Origin of the sequence: Streptomyces glaucosporus, assembly GCF_039533345.1 — a bacterium.
Taxonomy (GTDB): domain Bacteria; phylum Actinomycetota; class Actinomycetes; order Streptomycetales; family Streptomycetaceae; genus Streptomyces; species Streptomyces glaucosporus.
The window spans coordinates 50150-63776 of sequence record NZ_BAAATJ010000034.1 but is presented as its reverse complement, the minus strand read 5'-3'; the positions used below and the strand labels follow the sequence as shown (position 1 = coordinate 63776).

The window sequence follows — 13627 nt, the reverse complement described above, 5'->3', positions numbered from 1 at the left end:
GTGAACTCGCAGAGGACCGGTGGGGCCGATTCGGCGGCCGGGCGGCGGCGCAGGCGTTCGAGCTCCGCCGCCAGGCTCTCCTCGCTGTGCATCATCGGGCGATCCTCGCAGGGGCGACGGGGAAGGGCGGTCCGGGACGGCGCCGCACGCACGGCAGCGGACCGTGACGCCGGGTCACCGTACCGTCGGGTCCGGGGATGATCCGACCTTCGTATGAAGGGATGCCGTGCGGACCGAAAGACGCCCGTGAACGGGACGGTTGGACGCAGCCCCCACGGGGTACCGTCATCGGTCCCGATTGGCGTCGGCGCTGACCCGTGTGGCAGACTGTCCGGGTTGCTCGGTTGAGTGCCGATGCTGCGCGCCTCCCGCCGGGAGGACCGGAAGCGAGTCCCAATGTATTCGTCGCCTCTCATCAGGGGCGGAAGTACGGGAATCTTCCGGGAAGCGTGAGCGGGGCACCAGCCAGGCGCCCGGTGGGTGTTCTCCCCGGTCGGCGGTTCGGCGCCGTATCCCCCGCGCAGGGATTCCTTACAAGGGATATCCATGTCGGCAGGGGTGCGACACGCCCGACCGCGTGGGTCGGAGAGAGCAGGACCTGCCGGGTCCCAGAGCGTGACGAGAGACAGGACCACGAAGTAGCCATGGCGGGACAGAAGATCCGCATCCGGCTCAAGGCCTACGACCACGAGGTCATCGACACCTCGGCGAGGAAGATCGTCGAGACGGTGACCCGTACCGGTGCGTCGGTCGCGGGCCCGGTGCCGCTGCCCACTGAGAAGAACGTGTACGTCGTCATCAGGTCGCCGCACAAGTACAAGGACTCGCGCGAGCACTTCGAGATGCGTACCCACAAGCGCCTGATCGACATCCTCGACCCGACGCCGAAGACCGTTGACTCGCTGATGCGCCTGGACCTGCCGGCCGGCGTCGACATCGAGATCAAGCTCTGAGAGGCCCGGTAGAGATGACCACCAAGCAGATCAAGGGTGTCCTGGGCGAGAAGCTCGGCATGACCCAGGTCTGGGACGAGAACAACCGCGTCGTCCCGGTCACCGTCGTCAAGGCCGGCCCCTGTGTCGTCACCCAGGTGCGCACCGCAGACAAGGACGGCTACGAGGCCGTCCAGATCGCCTTCGGCGAGATCGACCCGCGCAAGGTCAACAAGCCCCTCAAGGGCCACTTCGCCAAGGCCAACGTGACCCCGCGCCGTCACCTGGTGGAGCTGCGCACCGCCGACGCCGCCGAGTACGAGCCCGGCCAGGAGATCACGGCCGACGTGTTCGAGGCCGGCGTCAAGGTCGACGTGACCGGCAAGAGCAAGGGCAAGGGCACCGCCGGTGTCATGAAGCGCCACGGCTTCGGCGGCCTCGGCGCCGGCCACGGCACGCAGCGCAAGCACCGCTCGCCCGGTTCCATCGGCGGCTGCGCCACCCCGGGCCGCGTGTTCAAGGGCCTGCGCATGGCCGGCCGCATGGGCAACGAGCGGGTCACCACCCAGAACCTGACCGTCCACGCCGTTGACGCGGAGAAGGGTCTGCTGCTCATCAAGGGCGCGGTTCCTGGTCCGAACGGCGGCCTCGTCCTGGTCCGTACCGCGGCCAAGGGGGCTTGAGGTAACCGATGAGCACCATTGACATCCTTTCGCCGGCAGGCGACAAGGCCGGGACCGTCGAGCTCCCCGCGGAGATCTTCGACGCCAAGGTCAGCATTCCGCTGATCCACCAGGTCGTCGTCGCACAGCTGGCCGCTGCCCGCCAGGGCACGCACAAGACCAAGACCCGCGGCGAGGTCCGTGGCGGTGGCAAGAAGCCGTACCGCCAGAAGGGCACCGGCCGGGCCCGCCAGGGTTCGACCCGCGCTCCGCAGTTCGCCGGCGGTGGCGTCGTGCACGGCCCGGTGCCGCGCGACTACTCGCAGCGGACCCCGAAGAAGATGAAGGCCGCCGCCCTGCGCGGTGCCCTCTCCGACCGGGCGCGCCACAACCGCATCCACGTCGTCACCGGCGTGATCGAGGGCGAGACCCCGTCCACCAAGGCCGCCAAGAGCCTGTTCGGCAAGATCAGCGAGCGCAAGAACCTGCTCCTGGTCGCCGAGCGTGGCGAAGAGGCCGCGTGGCTGTCCGCCCGCAACCTGCCCCAGGTCCACATCCTGGAGCCGGGTCAGCTGAACACCTACGACGTGCTCGTCTCCGACGACGTGGTCTTCACCAAGGCCGCCTTCGAGAGCTTCGTGGCCGGCCGCAAGGCCGTCGAGCGCGAAGGGAGCGACGCCTGATGACCGAGTCGACCGTCACCAGCAAGACCTTCACCGACCCCCGCGACATCCTGATCAAGCCGGTGGTCTCGGAGAAGAGCTACGCGCTGCTGGACGAGAACAAGTACACGTTCGTCGTCGACCCGCGTGCCAACAAGACCCAGATCAAGCAGGCCGTCGAGGCGGTCTTCTCGGTCAAGGTCACCGGGGTCAACACGATCAACCGGCAGGGCAAGCGCAAGCGCACTCGGACCGGCTACGGCAAGCGCGCCGACACCAAGCGCGCCATCGTGACCCTCGCCGAGGGCGACCGTATCGACATCTTCGGCGGTCCGATCTCCTAACCGGAGGTCGAGCCGTCCGATATCGGACGAGGACTGAGAAATGGGTATCCGCAAGTACAAGCCGACGACTCCGGGCCGTCGTGGCGCCAGTGTCGCCGACTTCGTCGAGATCACGCGGTCCACGCCGGAGAAGTCGCTGGTCCGCCCCCTGCACAGCAAGGGCGGCCGTAACAACACCGGTCGTGTGACCGTCCGCCACCAGGGCGGTGGCCACAAGCGCGCCTACCGGGTGATCGACTTCCGCCGTCACGACAAGGACGGCGTGCCGGCCAAGGTCGCGCACATCGAGTACGACCCGAACCGCACCGCGCGCATCGCGCTGCTCCACTACGCCGACGGCGAGAAGCGCTACATCCTCGCCCCGGCCGGCCTGAAGCAGGGCGACCGGATCGAGAACGGCCCCGCCGCGGACATCAAGCCGGGCAACAACCTCGCGCTGCGCAACATCCCGGTCGGTACGACCATCCACGCCATCGAGCTGCGTCCCGGCGGCGGCGCCAAGTTCGCCCGCTCCGCCGGCGCCTCCGTGCAGCTCCTGGCGAAGGAGGGCCGCATGGCCCACCTGCGCATGCCGTCCGGTGAGATCCGCCTGGTCGACGTCCGCTGCCGCGCCACCGTCGGCGAGGTCGGCAACGCCGAGCAGTCGAACATCAACTGGGGCAAGGCCGGCCGTATGCGCTGGAAGGGCGTCCGCCCGACCGTCCGCGGTGTGGTCATGAACCCCGTCGACCACCCGCACGGTGGTGGTGAGGGCAAGACCTCCGGTGGTCGTCACCCGGTCTCGCCGTGGGGCAAGAAGGAAGGACGTACTCGCTCGCCGAAGAAGGCCAGCAACAAGTACATCGTCCGCCGCCGCAAGACGAACAAGAAGCGCTAGGAGGCGGGTTTTCGATGCCGCGCAGTCTCAAGAAGGGGCCTTTCGTCGACGACCACCTGATGAAGAAGGTGGACGCACAGAACGACGCAGGCACCAAGAACGTCATCAAGACCTGGTCCCGCCGCTCGATGATCGTCCCGGCCATGCTGGGCCACACGATCGCGGTGCACGACGGCCGCAAGCACGTCCCGGTGTTCGTCACCGAGTCGATGGTCGGCCACAAGCTCGGCGAGTTCGCGCCGACCCGCACCTTCCGCGGCCACGAGAAGGACGACCGCAAGTCGCGTCGTCGCTGATCTGCGGAAAAAGCGAAGACCAATGACTGACACCGAAGGGACAACCATGGAAGCCAGGGCCCAGGCGCGGTACATCCGCGTCACGCCCATGAAGGCCCGCCGCGTGGTGGACCTCATCCGTGGCCTTGACGCCACGGAGGCTCAGGCGGTCCTGCGTTTCGCCCCGCAGGCCGCGAGCGTGCCCGTGGGCAAGGTGCTGGACAGCGCCATTGCCAACGCCGCGCACAACTACGACCACACGGACGTCGACAGCCTCTACGTCTCCGAGGCCTACGTCGACGAGGGTCCGACCCTGAAGCGGTTCCGTCCGCGGGCCCAGGGCCGCGCCTACCGGATCCGTAAGCGGACCAGCCACATCACGGTGGTCGTCAGCAGCAAGGAAGGAACCCGGTAATGGGCCAGAAGATCAACCCGCACGGGTTCCGGCTCGGCATCACCACGGACTTCAAGTCCCGCTGGTACGCCGACAAGCTGTACAAGGACTACATCAAGGAAGACGTCGAGATCCGCCGCCTGCTCACGCAGGGCATGGAGCGGGCCGGCATCTCCAAGGTGGAGATCGAGCGCACCCGCGACCGCGTCCGCGTGGACGTTCACACCGCCCGCCCGGGCATCGTGATCGGCCGCCGCGGCGCCGAGGCGGAGCGCATCCGCGGTCAGCTGGAGAAGCTGACCGGCAAGCAGATCCAGTTCAACATCCTCGAGGTCAAGAACCCGGAGACGGACGCCCAGCTGGTGGCCCAGGCCGTCGCCGAGCAGCTGTCCTCCCGCGTCTCCTTCCGCCGTGCGATGCGCAAGTCGATGCAGAGCACGATGAAGGCCGGCGCCAAGGGCATCAAGATCCAGTGCAGCGGCCGTCTCGGCGGTGCCGAGATGTCCCGCACCGAGTTCTACCGCGAGGGCCGGGTTCCCCTGCACACCCTCCGCGCCAACATCGACTACGGCTTCTTCGAGGCCAAGACGACGTTCGGCCGGATCGGTGTGAAGGTCTGGATCTACAAGGGCGACGTCAAGAACATCGCCGAGGTCCGTGCCGAGAACGCCGCCGCCCGCGCCGGCAACCGCCCGTCGCGCGGTGGCAGCGACCGTCCGCGCCGCGGTGGCGAGCGCGGTGGCCGCGGCCGCAAGCCGCAGCAGGACCGGACCGAGGCTCCCAAGGCCGCCGAGGCGAACACCTCCGCTCCGGCCGCCGAGAGCACCGGCTCTGCCGGAAAGGAGGCCTGACCGTCATGCTGATCCCCCGCAGGGTCAAGCACCGCAAGCAGCACCACCCGAAGCGCAAGGGCATGGCCAAGGGCGGCACCGAGGTTGCTTTCGGCGAGTACGGCATCCAGGCCGTGACCGGCGCCTACGTGACGAACCGGCAGATCGAGGCCGCTCGTATCTCCATGACGCGTCACATCAAGCGTGGCGGCAAGGTGTGGATCAACATCTACCCGGACCGCCCGCTGACCAAGAAGCCCGCCGAGACCCGCATGGGTTCCGGTAAGGGTTCGCCGGAGTGGTGGGTCGCGAACGTCAAGCCCGGTCGGGTGATGTTCGAGCTGTCCTACCCGAACGAGAAGATTGCTCGTGAGGCGCTTATCCGCGCTGCTCACAAGCTTCCGATGAAGTGCCGGATCGTTCGGCGCGAGGCAGGTGAGTCGTGATGGCGGCCGGTACCAAGGCGAGCGAGCTGCGTGAGCTGAGCGACGAGGAGCTCGTCGTCAAGCTGCGCGAGGCCAAGGAGGAGCTGTTCAAGCTCCGTTTCCAGGCGGCGACCGGACAGCTGGAGAACAACGGTCGGCTGAAGGCCGTCCGCAAGGACATCGCCCGGATCTACACCCTGATGCGGGAGCGCGAGCTCGGCATCGAGACGGTGGAGAGCGCCTGATGAGCGAGACGAATGTGACTGAGACTGCGAACAGCAAGCAGCGCGGCTTCCGCAAGACCCGCGAGGGTCTGGTCGTCAGCGACAAGATGGACAAGACCGTCGTCGTCGCCGTCGAGGACCGCGTCAAGCACGCCCTGTACGGCAAGGTCATCCGCCGTACGAACAAGCTCAAGGCGCACGACGAGCAGAACGCCTGCGGCATCGGCGACCGCGTCCTCCTGATGGAGACCCGGCCGCTGTCCGCGACCAAGCGCTGGCGCGTCGTCGAGATCCTCGAGAAGGCCAAGTAATCCCCGAGACCTCTCCTCGGGACGAGTTCCGCCAGGCTCGGTGAGGTGCGTGTGACACCACACGCACCCGCCGGGAACCGGCAGACGATCAGGAGATAGACGTGATCCAGCAGGAGTCGCGACTGCGTGTCGCCGACAACACGGGAGCGAAGGAGATCCTTTGCATCCGTGTTCTCGGTGGCTCCGGCCGCCGCTACGCGGGTATCGGTGACGTCATCGTCGCCACCGTCAAGGACGCGATCCCCGGTGGCAACGTGAAGAAGGGCGACGTGGTCAAGGCCGTCGTCGTCCGCACCGTCAAGGAGCGCCGCCGCCCGGACGGCTCGTACATCCGCTTCGACGAGAACGCGGCCGTCATCCTCAAGAACGATGGCGACCCCCGCGGCACCCGTATTTTCGGCCCGGTGGGCCGTGAGCTGCGCGAGAAGAAGTTCATGAAGATCATCTCCCTCGCGCCGGAGGTGCTGTAACCAATGAAGATCAAGAAGGGTGACCTGGTCCAGGTCATCACCGGCAAGGACAAGGGCAAGCAGGGCAAGGTCATCGCGGCCTTCCCCCGCGAGGACCGCGTCCTGGTCGAGGGTGTGAACCGGGTCAAGAAGCACACCAAGGCCGGACAGACCGCCCGGGGTTCGCAGACCGGCGGCATCGTGACGACCGAGGCCCCGATCCACGTGAGCAACGTGATGCTCGTCGTGGAGAAGGACGGGAAGAAGGTCGTCACCCGCGTCGGTTACCGCTTCGACGATAAGGGCAACAAGATCCGCGTTGCCAAGCGGACCGGTGAGGACATCTGATGACTACCGCGACCAAGGTGCAGCCGCGTCTGAAGACGCGCTACCGCGAGGAGATCGCGGACAAGCTGCGTGAAGAGTTCCAGTACCAGAACGTCATGCAGATCCCCGGTCTGACCAAGATCGTGGTCAACATGGGCGTGGGCGAGGCGGCCCGCGACTCCAAGCTGATCGAGGGCGCCGTGCGCGACCTCGCCACGATCACCGGCCAGAAGCCGGCCGTGACCAAGGCCCGGAAGTCCATCGCGCAGTTCAAGCTGCGCGAGGGCCAGCCGATCGGTGCCCACGTCACCCTGCGGGGCGACCGGATGTGGGAGTTCCTGGACCGCCTGCTGTCGCTGGCGCTGCCGCGTATCCGCGACTTCCGCGGACTGTCGCCGAAGCAGTTCGACGGCCGCGGCAACTACACCTTCGGTCTCACGGAGCAGGTCATGTTCCACGAGATCGACCAGGACAGGATCGACCGGGTCCGGGGCATGGACATCACCGTGGTCACCACGGCGAACACCGACGAGGAGGGCCGCGCCCTGCTGCGTCACCTCGGATTCCCGTTCAAGGAGGCCTGAGCCGTGGCTAAGAAGGCTCTGATTGCCAAGGCGGCCCGCAAGCCGAAGTTCTCGGTGCGCGCCTACACGCGGTGCCAGCGCTGCGGCCGTCCCCACTCCGTCTACCGCAAGTTCGGCCTGTGCCGTGTGTGCCTTCGCGAGATGGCCCACCGCGGCGAGCTGCCGGGCGTCACCAAGAGCTCCTGGTAACCCGCCCCGCCCGTCCCGGCGCCCCCTCGGGGCACGGACGGGCCGGCGGGCCCGCCAGGGCCCTTAGGTCAACCTGGTCGGCGAGGGCCCGCCCCACCCGCCCCGAGGCGGTGGGACAGGCACTCGCCGGCCACGGCCGCCCGCGCGGGCTGACCGGCCCGCTATCGAAAACGACTACGCCGTAGGTCCCCGCACCACCCCGTCCGACCGTGTTCGGGCGGACGAGGAGCGGAGGAAACCCCGGCGAGAGAGGCCCAAGGCCATCACATGACCATGACCGATCCGATCGCAGACATGCTGACGCGTCTGCGAAACGCGAACTCGGCGTACCACGACACCGTCGTGATGCCTCACAGCAAGATCAAGGCGCACATCGCGGAGATCCTCCAGCAGGAGGGCTACATCACCGGCTGGAAGGTCGAGGACGCCCAGGTGGGCAAGAACCTCGTCCTGGAGCTGAAGTTCGGCCCGAACCGCGAGCGTTCGATCGCCGGTATCAAGCGCATCAGCAAGCCGGGTCTGCGGGTCTACGCAAAGTCCACCAACCTGCCGAAGGTGCTCGGCGGCCTGGGCGTGGCGATCATCTCCACCTCCCACGGGCTCCTCACCGACAAGCAGGCTCAGAAGAAGGGCGTGGGTGGGGAAGTCCTCGCCTACGTCTGGTAACGGAAGGGAACGGAGGTAAGGCAATGTCGCGTATCGGCAAGCTCCCCATCCAGGTTCCCGCCGGTGTGGACGTCACCATCGATGGCCGCACGGTCGCCGTGAAGGGCCCCAAGGGCACCCTGACGCACACCGTCGCCGCGCCCATCGAGGTCGCCAAGGACGAGGACGGCACGATCCGTGTCACCCGTCCGAACGACGAGAACCGGAACAAGGCCCTCCATGGCCTGTCCCGCACGCTGGTGGCGAACATGATCACTGGCGTGACCCAGGGCTACACCAAGCAGCTCGAGATCAGCGGTGTGGGTTACCGCGTCCAGGCCAAGGGCTCCAACCTGGAGTTCTCCCTGGGCTACAGCCACCCGGTCCTCGTCGAGGCCCCCGAGGGCATCACCTTCAAGGTCGAGACCCCGACCCGCTTCAGCGTCGAGGGCATCGACAAGCAGAAGGTCGGCGAGGTCGCCGCGAGGATCCGCAAGCTGCGCAAGCCCGACCCGTACAAGGCCAAGGGTGTCAAGTACGCGGGCGAGGTCATCCGCCGCAAGGTCGGAAAGGCGGGTAAGTAAGCCATGGCATACGGTGTGAAGGTCGCCAAGGGCAGCGCGCGCAAGGCCGCCGCCGTCAAGCGTCGCCACATCCGCGTCCGGAAGAAGGTCTCGGGCACCCCCGAGCGTCCCCGCCTGGTGGTGACGCGTTCGAACCGCCACATGGTGGCGCAGGTGATCGACGACATCGCGGGCCACACGCTCGCCTCGGCCTCGACGCTGGACAGCTCCATCCGCGGCACCGAGGGCGACAAGAGCGCCCTGGCCAAGAAGGTCGGCGCCCTGGTCGCCGAGCGGGCCAAGGCCGCGGGCATCGAGGCCGTCGTGTTCGACCGCGGCGGCAACAAGTACGCCGGGCGGATCGCCGCCCTGGCCGACGCCGCCCGAGAGGCCGGGCTCAAGTTCTGAGCCGGTCCCTACGCAAAGCGGACGCATAGAGAGAGGTAATTCCAATGGCTGGACCCCAGCGCCGCGGTGGCGGCGCCGGTGGCGGCGAGCGGCGGGACCGGCGGGACCGGCGGGACGGTGGCGCGGCCGCCGAGAAGACCGCGTACGTCGAGCGGGTCGTCGCGATCAACCGCGTCGCCAAGGTTGTGAAGGGTGGTCGTCGCTTCAGCTTCACCGCGCTGGTCGTGGTGGGCGACGGTGACGGCACCGTGGGTGTCGGATACGGCAAGGCCAAGGAGGTGCCGGCCGCCATCGCCAAGGGTGTGGAGGAGGCCAAGAAGCACTTCTTCAAGGTCCCCCGCATCCAGGGCACCATCCCGCACCCGATCCAGGGTGAGGAGGCCGCGGGTGTCGTCCTGCTCAAGCCGGCCTCGCCCGGTACCGGTGTGATCGCCGGTGGCCCGGTGCGCGCCGTGCTGGAGTGCGCGGGCATCCACGACGTGCTGAGCAAGTCCCTCGGCTCGTCGAACCCGATCAACATCGTGCACGCCACGGTGGCCGCTCTGCGGGGCCTGCAGCGCCCCGAGGAGATCGCCGCCCGCCGCGGCCTGCCGCTGGAGGACGTTGCGCCGGCCGCTCTGCTGCGGGCGCGGGCTGGGGTGAGTGCGTGATGGCTCGCCTGAAGGTCACCCAGGTCAAGTCCTACATCGGCAGCAAGCAGAACCACCGCGACACCCTGCGTTCCCTCGGCCTGCGCCGTCTGAACGACACGGTCGTCAAGGAGGACCGTCCCGAGATCCGCGGCATGGTGCACACCGTCCGCCACCTCGTGACGGTCGAGGAGGTCGACTGAGATGGCTGAGTCCTCGGCCAACAACCCGCTGAAGGTCCACAACCTCCGGCCTGCCCCGGGTGCCAAGACCGCCAAGACCCGTGTCGGTCGCGGTGAGGCCTCCAAGGGCAAGACCGCCGGTCGTGGCACCAAGGGCACCAAGGCCCGCTACCAGGTGCCGGAGGCCTTCGAGGGTGGGCAGATGCCGCTGCACATGCGGCTGCCCAAGCTCAAGGGCTTCAAGAACCCGTTCCGCGTCGAGTACCAGGTCGTCAACCTCGACAAGCTGGCGGCCCTGTACCCCGAGGGCGGCGAGGTCACCGTTGCGGACCTGGTCGCCAAGGGCGCGGTGCGCAAGAACCAGCCCGTCAAGGTGCTGGGCAACGGCGACATCTCCGTGGCCCTGCAGGTGACCGTGGACAAGGTCTCCGGCTCCGCCAAGGAGAAGATCACCGCTGCCGGCGGCACGGTCAACGAGCTCGCCTGAGCCCGATGACGTGACCAACCGGGGGCGCCCAGGAACGGGCGTCCCCGGTTGGTCGTTCCAAGGGGGGCACGGTCGCCGGTAAGGTGGCGTGCACTGTTGACCTCCACAGGATCTCCCTGTGGAATCTGAACCGTTTTATCCGTTGATCCTCAGACCGTAACCTCTCGCGCATGACGCGGGGGGCGCAGGAGGCACCGTGCTCACCGCGTTCGCCCGGGCGTTCAAGACGCCCGACCTGCGCAAGAAGCTGCTGTTCACCCTTGGCATCATGGTGCTCTTCCGGCTCGGGGCGCACGTACCCGTCCCGGGTGTCAGCTTCGAGAACGTCAACCTGTGCGTGAAAGAAGCCGAGGCGGCCGACTCCGGTGCGGGCCTCTTCGGTCTGGTCAACATGTTCAGCGGCGGCGCGCTGCTGCAGTTGACCATCTTCGCGCTCGGTGTCATGCCCTACATCACGGCGAGCATCATCCTGCAGCTGCTGGTGGTGGTGATCCCGAGGCTGGAGGCCCTGAAGAAGGAGGGGCAGTCCGGCCAGGCGAAGATCACACAGTACACCCGGTACCTGACAGTGGCGCTCGGCGTGCTCCAGGCCACCGGCCTGGTGGCGACGGCTCGTAGCGGCAGCCTCTTCGCGCAGTGCAGCGTCCGTGACGAGATCGTCCCGGACGATTCGATCTTCACCACGATCACCATGGTGATCGTGATGACCGCCGGCACCACGCTGATCATGTGGATGGGTGAGCTGATCACCGACCGCGGCATCGGCAACGGCATGTCGATCCTGATGTTCGTCTCGATCGCCGCCACCTTCCCGAGCGCCCTGTGGGCCATCAAGCAGCAGGGACACCTGGCGAAGGGCTGGATCGAGTTCGGCGTGGTGATCCTCTGCGGCCTGGCGATGGTCGCGCTGGTGGTCTTCGTCGAGCAGGCCCAGCGCCGCATCCCGGTGCAGTACGCCAAGCGGATGATCGGGCGTCGCTCGTACGGCGGTACTTCCACCTACATCCCGCTGAAGGTGAACCAGGCGGGCGTGATCCCCGTGATCTTCGCCTCGTCGCTGCTCTACATCCCGGCGCTGATCGTCCAGTTCAGCAACTCTCAGGCGGGCTGGGCGGACTGGATCAGGACGAACTTCCAGAACCAGGACAAGCCGATCTACATCGTCACGTACTTCGTGCTGATCGTCTTCTTCGCCTTCTTCTACGTCGCCATCTCCTTCAACCCCGAAGAAGTTGCCGACAACATGAAGAAGTATGGTGGGTTCATTCCGGGTATCCGGGCCGGTCGTCCCACGGCGGAGTACCTGAGCTACGTGCTGAACCGCATCACGTGGCCCGGATCGCTCTACCTGGGCCTGATCGCCCTGGTGCCCACCGTCGCGCTGGTGTTGTTCAACGCGAACCAGAACTTCCCGTTCGGCGGAACCAGCATCCTGATCATCGTGGGTGTGGGTCTGGAGACCGTGAAGCAAATCGAGAGCCAGCTTCAGCAGCGCCATTACGAAGGGTTCCTACGCTGATGCGAATCGTCCTCGTCGGACCGCCTGGCGCGGGGAAGGGCACGCAGGCCGCGTTCCTGGCCGAGAACCTGTCCATCCCGCACATCTCCACGGGCGACCTCTTCCGCGCCAACATCAGCCAGGGCACCCAGCTCGGGCAGAAGGCGCAGGAGTACATGCGAGCCGGACAGCTCGTACCGGACGAGATCACCATCGGCATGGCCAAGGACCGCATGGCGCAGCCGGACGCCGCGGGCGGCTTCCTGCTGGACGGCTTTCCGCGGAACCTGGGTCAGGCCGAGGCGCTGGACGGCATCCTGCGCGAGACGGGGACGAAGCTGGACGCGGTGCTCGACCTGGAGGTCCCCGAGGACGAGGTCGTCCGGCGGATCGCCGGGCGCCGGATGTGCCGCAACGACAGCAGCCACATCTTCCACGTGGAGTACAACCCGTCGAAGGCCGAGGGCGTCTGCGATATCTGCGGCGGTGAGCTGTACCAGCGCGAGGACGACAGGGAGGAGACCGTCCGCAAGCGCCTGGAGGTCTACCACAACGAGACCGAGCCGATCATCGACTACTACAAGGCTCAGGAACTCGTGGTGACCATCTCGGCGCTCGGCAAGGTCTCCGAGGTGACCCGGCGCGCCATGGAGGCGCTCGGGCGAGCCTAGGCCGCACGAGGACGACGGTAGGCCGCGGTGCCCCATCCGGGTGCCGCGGCCGTATCGTGTAAGGATGGGCCCGGTACCGGCGTACCGGGCGGACGTTGCAGGAAACGGAAGCTGGAAGGCGTCAGCCGCATGGTGGAGATCAAGACCCCCGAGCAGATCGCGAAGATGCGTGCGGCCGGGCTGGTCGTCGCCGCGATGCACGCGGCGTGCCGCGAGGCGGCTGTGCCGGGCGCGACCACCAAGGACCTGGACGAGGTCGCCGCCAAGGTGCTCGCCGACCACGGGGCCAAGCCGAACTTCCTCGGTTACGGCGGGTTCCCCGGCAACATCTGCACCTCCGTGAACGACGTCGTCGTCCACGGCATCCCGGACCGGGAGACCGTCCTGAAGTCGGGCGACATCATCTCCATCGACGCGGGCGCCATCGTCGACGGCTGGCACGGGGACGCGGCGATCACCGTCTTCGTCGGCGAGGGACACGGACCGGAGCTGTACGAGCTCAGCCGGGTCACCGAGGAGTCGATGTGGGCCGGCATCGCGGCCATGCGCAAGGGCAACCGGCTGGTGGACGTCTCCAAGGCGATCGAGGGCTACATCCGCCGCCAGCCCCGCCCCTCCTCCGGCCGCTACGGGATCATCGAGGACTACGGCGGCCACGGCATCGGCAGCCAGATGCACATGGACCCGCACCTGCTGAACTACGTGGACCGCCGGCGCGGCCGCGGGCCGCGGCTGGTGCCGGGGATGTGCCTGGCGATCGAGCCGATGGTCAGCCTGGGCAGCCCGAAGACCCACGTGCTGGACGACGACTGGACGGTCAAGACGGACGACGGCTCCTGGGCCTGCCACTGGGAGCACTCCGTGGCGCTGACCGAGCAGGGCCCGCTGGTACTGACCGCGCCGGACGGCGGCAGGGCGAAGCTGGCCGAGTACGGCGTCACGGCCGCCCCCGACCCCCTGGCCTGAGCCCGCACGCCCCCTCACGCGCCCCCGGTGGTTCCCCCGGGGGCGCTTTCCCGGTGCGGTTCCGGTATCTTCCCCGGGTCCGCGTAAGGATCT

24 protein-coding genes are annotated in these 13627 nt (G+C 67.6%); all 24 read left to right on the top strand.

Annotation, left to right across the window (positions count from 1 at the left end; genetic code table 11):
- The first annotated feature begins 644 nt into the window (after window positions 1–644).
- The 24 genes from rpsJ to map all read left to right on the top strand — a co-directional run bounded on the left by rpsJ (window position 645) and on the right by map (window position 13534).
- Complete coding sequence (rpsJ, locus tag ABD358_RS25970) at window positions 645–953, top strand: 30S ribosomal protein S10 (RefSeq protein ID WP_344324857.1); 309 nt, start codon at window positions 645–647, stop codon at window positions 951–953.
- Window positions 954–967: 14 nt separating this feature from the next.
- Window positions 968–1615 carry a 50S ribosomal protein L3 gene (gene rplC / locus ABD358_RS25965; protein ID WP_344633577.1) on the top strand — a complete coding sequence of 216 codons (648 nt, stop codon included), beginning with the start codon at window positions 968–970 and terminating at the stop codon, window positions 1613–1615.
- An 8-nt stretch (window positions 1616–1623) separates the two neighbouring features.
- Window positions 1624–2277, top strand: coding sequence for a 50S ribosomal protein L4 (gene rplD / locus ABD358_RS25960; protein ID WP_344633576.1), 654 nt, complete (start codon window positions 1624–1626; stop codon window positions 2275–2277).
- Entirely contained in the window at window positions 2277–2600 is a 324-nt protein-coding gene (gene rplW, locus ABD358_RS25955; protein WP_344633575.1) for a 50S ribosomal protein L23, read from the top strand. Before rplD ends, rplW begins: the two co-directional genes overlap by 1 nt.
- A 40-nt stretch (window positions 2601–2640) precedes the next feature.
- Window positions 2641–3477 carry a 50S ribosomal protein L2 gene (rplB, locus tag ABD358_RS25950; protein WP_344633574.1) on the top strand — a complete coding sequence of 279 codons (837 nt, stop codon included), beginning with the start codon at window positions 2641–2643 and terminating at the stop codon, window positions 3475–3477.
- Between the two features lie 14 nt (window positions 3478–3491).
- Entirely contained in the window at window positions 3492–3773 is a 282-nt protein-coding gene (gene rpsS, locus ABD358_RS25945; RefSeq protein WP_344633573.1) for a 30S ribosomal protein S19, read from the top strand.
- 46 nt (window positions 3774–3819) lie between these two features.
- Window positions 3820–4167, top strand: a complete 348-nt coding sequence (gene rplV / locus ABD358_RS25940) for a 50S ribosomal protein L22 (protein WP_037733110.1) — start codon at window positions 3820–3822, stop codon at window positions 4165–4167.
- Window positions 4167–4997 carry a 30S ribosomal protein S3 gene (rpsC, locus tag ABD358_RS25935; protein WP_344633572.1) on the top strand — a complete coding sequence of 277 codons (831 nt, stop codon included), beginning with the start codon at window positions 4167–4169 and terminating at the stop codon, window positions 4995–4997. Before rplV ends, rpsC begins: the two co-directional genes overlap by 1 nt.
- 5 nt (window positions 4998–5002) lie before the next feature.
- Window positions 5003–5422 carry a 50S ribosomal protein L16 gene (gene rplP / locus ABD358_RS25930; RefSeq protein WP_344633571.1) on the top strand — a complete coding sequence of 140 codons (420 nt, stop codon included), beginning with the start codon at window positions 5003–5005 and terminating at the stop codon, window positions 5420–5422.
- A complete protein-coding gene (gene rpmC, locus ABD358_RS25925) occupies window positions 5422–5646 on the top strand; it encodes a 50S ribosomal protein L29 (protein ID WP_031510591.1) in 225 nt (74 codons plus the stop codon). Before rplP ends, rpmC begins: the two co-directional genes overlap by 1 nt.
- Complete coding sequence (gene rpsQ, locus ABD358_RS25920; RefSeq protein ID WP_344633570.1) at window positions 5646–5936, top strand: 30S ribosomal protein S17; 291 nt, start codon at window positions 5646–5648, stop codon at window positions 5934–5936. Before rpmC ends, rpsQ begins: the two co-directional genes overlap by 1 nt.
- A gap of 101 nt (window positions 5937–6037) precedes the next feature.
- Window positions 6038–6406: a 50S ribosomal protein L14 gene (gene rplN / locus ABD358_RS25915; RefSeq protein WP_055718836.1), complete on the top strand. Its 369-nt coding sequence runs from the start codon at window positions 6038–6040 to the stop codon at window positions 6404–6406.
- A gap of 3 nt (window positions 6407–6409) precedes the next feature.
- Window positions 6410–6733, top strand: coding sequence for a 50S ribosomal protein L24 (gene rplX, locus ABD358_RS25910; protein WP_344633569.1), 324 nt, complete (start codon window positions 6410–6412; stop codon window positions 6731–6733).
- Entirely contained in the window at window positions 6733–7296 is a 564-nt protein-coding gene (gene rplE / locus ABD358_RS25905; protein WP_344633568.1) for a 50S ribosomal protein L5, read from the top strand. The genes rplX and rplE overlap by 1 nt, the downstream gene beginning before the upstream one ends.
- A gap of 3 nt (window positions 7297–7299) precedes the next feature.
- A complete protein-coding gene (locus ABD358_RS25900; RefSeq protein ID WP_014144326.1) occupies window positions 7300–7485 on the top strand; it encodes a type Z 30S ribosomal protein S14 in 186 nt (61 codons plus the stop codon).
- A gap of 267 nt (window positions 7486–7752) precedes the next feature.
- A complete protein-coding gene (rpsH, locus tag ABD358_RS25895; protein WP_324916486.1) occupies window positions 7753–8151 on the top strand; it encodes a 30S ribosomal protein S8 in 399 nt (132 codons plus the stop codon).
- Between the two features lie 23 nt (window positions 8152–8174).
- Complete coding sequence (gene rplF, locus ABD358_RS25890; RefSeq protein WP_344633567.1) at window positions 8175–8714, top strand: 50S ribosomal protein L6; 540 nt, start codon at window positions 8175–8177, stop codon at window positions 8712–8714.
- A gap of 3 nt (window positions 8715–8717) precedes the next feature.
- Complete coding sequence (rplR, locus tag ABD358_RS25885) at window positions 8718–9101, top strand: 50S ribosomal protein L18 (protein ID WP_324916492.1); 384 nt, start codon at window positions 8718–8720, stop codon at window positions 9099–9101.
- 44 nt (window positions 9102–9145) lie between these two features.
- Entirely contained in the window at window positions 9146–9751 is a 606-nt protein-coding gene (gene rpsE / locus ABD358_RS25880; protein WP_093660621.1) for a 30S ribosomal protein S5, read from the top strand.
- On the top strand, window positions 9751–9933 hold the full coding sequence (gene rpmD / locus ABD358_RS25875) for a 50S ribosomal protein L30 (RefSeq protein WP_344633566.1): 183 nt from the start codon (window positions 9751–9753) through the stop codon (window positions 9931–9933). Before rpsE ends, rpmD begins: the two co-directional genes overlap by 1 nt.
- 1 nt (window position 9934) lies before the next feature.
- Window positions 9935–10399 carry a 50S ribosomal protein L15 gene (rplO, locus tag ABD358_RS25870; RefSeq protein WP_344633565.1) on the top strand — a complete coding sequence of 155 codons (465 nt, stop codon included), beginning with the start codon at window positions 9935–9937 and terminating at the stop codon, window positions 10397–10399.
- Window positions 10400–10595: 196 nt separating this feature from the next.
- Complete coding sequence (gene secY / locus ABD358_RS25865) at window positions 10596–11918, top strand: preprotein translocase subunit SecY (protein WP_344633564.1); 1323 nt, start codon at window positions 10596–10598, stop codon at window positions 11916–11918.
- Window positions 11918–12568 (top strand): adenylate kinase, encoded by a 651-nt coding sequence (locus ABD358_RS25860; protein ID WP_344633563.1) that lies wholly within the window; start codon window positions 11918–11920, stop codon window positions 12566–12568. The genes secY and ABD358_RS25860 overlap by 1 nt, the downstream gene beginning before the upstream one ends.
- Before the next feature lie 129 nt (window positions 12569–12697).
- Window positions 12698–13534 carry a type I methionyl aminopeptidase gene (map, locus tag ABD358_RS25855; protein ID WP_344633562.1) on the top strand — a complete coding sequence of 279 codons (837 nt, stop codon included), beginning with the start codon at window positions 12698–12700 and terminating at the stop codon, window positions 13532–13534.
- The last annotated feature ends 93 nt before the right edge of the window (window positions 13535–13627 follow it).

What these genes read in the sequence shown, in the direction of transcription:
- rplP (WP_344633571.1), top strand. Translation starts at nt 5,003, where the DNA reads ATGCTGATCCCCCGCAGGGTCAAGCACCGCAAGCAGCACCACCCGAAG.
- rpsQ (WP_344633570.1), top strand. Translation starts at nt 5,646, where the DNA reads ATGAGCGAGACGAATGTGACTGAGACTGCGAACAGCAAGCAGCGCGGC.
- rplW (WP_344633575.1), top strand. Translation starts at nt 2,277, where the DNA reads ATGACCGAGTCGACCGTCACCAGCAAGACCTTCACCGACCCCCGCGAC.
- rplO (WP_344633565.1), top strand. Translation starts at nt 9,935, where the DNA reads ATGGCTGAGTCCTCGGCCAACAACCCGCTGAAGGTCCACAACCTCCGG.
- rplV (WP_037733110.1), top strand. Translation starts at nt 3,820, where the DNA reads ATGGAAGCCAGGGCCCAGGCGCGGTACATCCGCGTCACGCCCATGAAG.
- rpmC (WP_031510591.1), top strand. Translation starts at nt 5,422, where the DNA reads ATGGCGGCCGGTACCAAGGCGAGCGAGCTGCGTGAGCTGAGCGACGAG.
- rplE (WP_344633568.1), top strand. Translation starts at nt 6,733, where the DNA reads ATGACTACCGCGACCAAGGTGCAGCCGCGTCTGAAGACGCGCTACCGC.
- rpsJ (WP_344324857.1), top strand. Translation starts at nt 645, where the DNA reads ATGGCGGGACAGAAGATCCGCATCCGGCTCAAGGCCTACGACCACGAG.
- rpsE (WP_093660621.1), top strand. Translation starts at nt 9,146, where the DNA reads ATGGCTGGACCCCAGCGCCGCGGTGGCGGCGCCGGTGGCGGCGAGCGG.
- map (WP_344633562.1), top strand. Translation starts at nt 12,698, where the DNA reads ATGGTGGAGATCAAGACCCCCGAGCAGATCGCGAAGATGCGTGCGGCC.
- rpmD (WP_344633566.1), top strand. Translation starts at nt 9,751, where the DNA reads ATGGCTCGCCTGAAGGTCACCCAGGTCAAGTCCTACATCGGCAGCAAG.
- rplF (WP_344633567.1), top strand. Translation starts at nt 8,175, where the DNA reads ATGTCGCGTATCGGCAAGCTCCCCATCCAGGTTCCCGCCGGTGTGGAC.
- rpsH (WP_324916486.1), top strand. Translation starts at nt 7,753, where the DNA reads ATGACCATGACCGATCCGATCGCAGACATGCTGACGCGTCTGCGAAAC.
- rpsC (WP_344633572.1), top strand. Translation starts at nt 4,167, where the DNA reads ATGGGCCAGAAGATCAACCCGCACGGGTTCCGGCTCGGCATCACCACG.
- rplC (WP_344633577.1), top strand. Translation starts at nt 968, where the DNA reads ATGACCACCAAGCAGATCAAGGGTGTCCTGGGCGAGAAGCTCGGCATG.
- ABD358_RS25860 (WP_344633563.1), top strand. Translation starts at nt 11,918, where the DNA reads ATGCGAATCGTCCTCGTCGGACCGCCTGGCGCGGGGAAGGGCACGCAG.
- rplB (WP_344633574.1), top strand. Translation starts at nt 2,641, where the DNA reads ATGGGTATCCGCAAGTACAAGCCGACGACTCCGGGCCGTCGTGGCGCC.
- rplD (WP_344633576.1), top strand. Translation starts at nt 1,624, where the DNA reads ATGAGCACCATTGACATCCTTTCGCCGGCAGGCGACAAGGCCGGGACC.
- rplX (WP_344633569.1), top strand. Translation starts at nt 6,410, where the DNA reads ATGAAGATCAAGAAGGGTGACCTGGTCCAGGTCATCACCGGCAAGGAC.
- rpsS (WP_344633573.1), top strand. Translation starts at nt 3,492, where the DNA reads ATGCCGCGCAGTCTCAAGAAGGGGCCTTTCGTCGACGACCACCTGATG.
- rplR (WP_324916492.1), top strand. Translation starts at nt 8,718, where the DNA reads ATGGCATACGGTGTGAAGGTCGCCAAGGGCAGCGCGCGCAAGGCCGCC.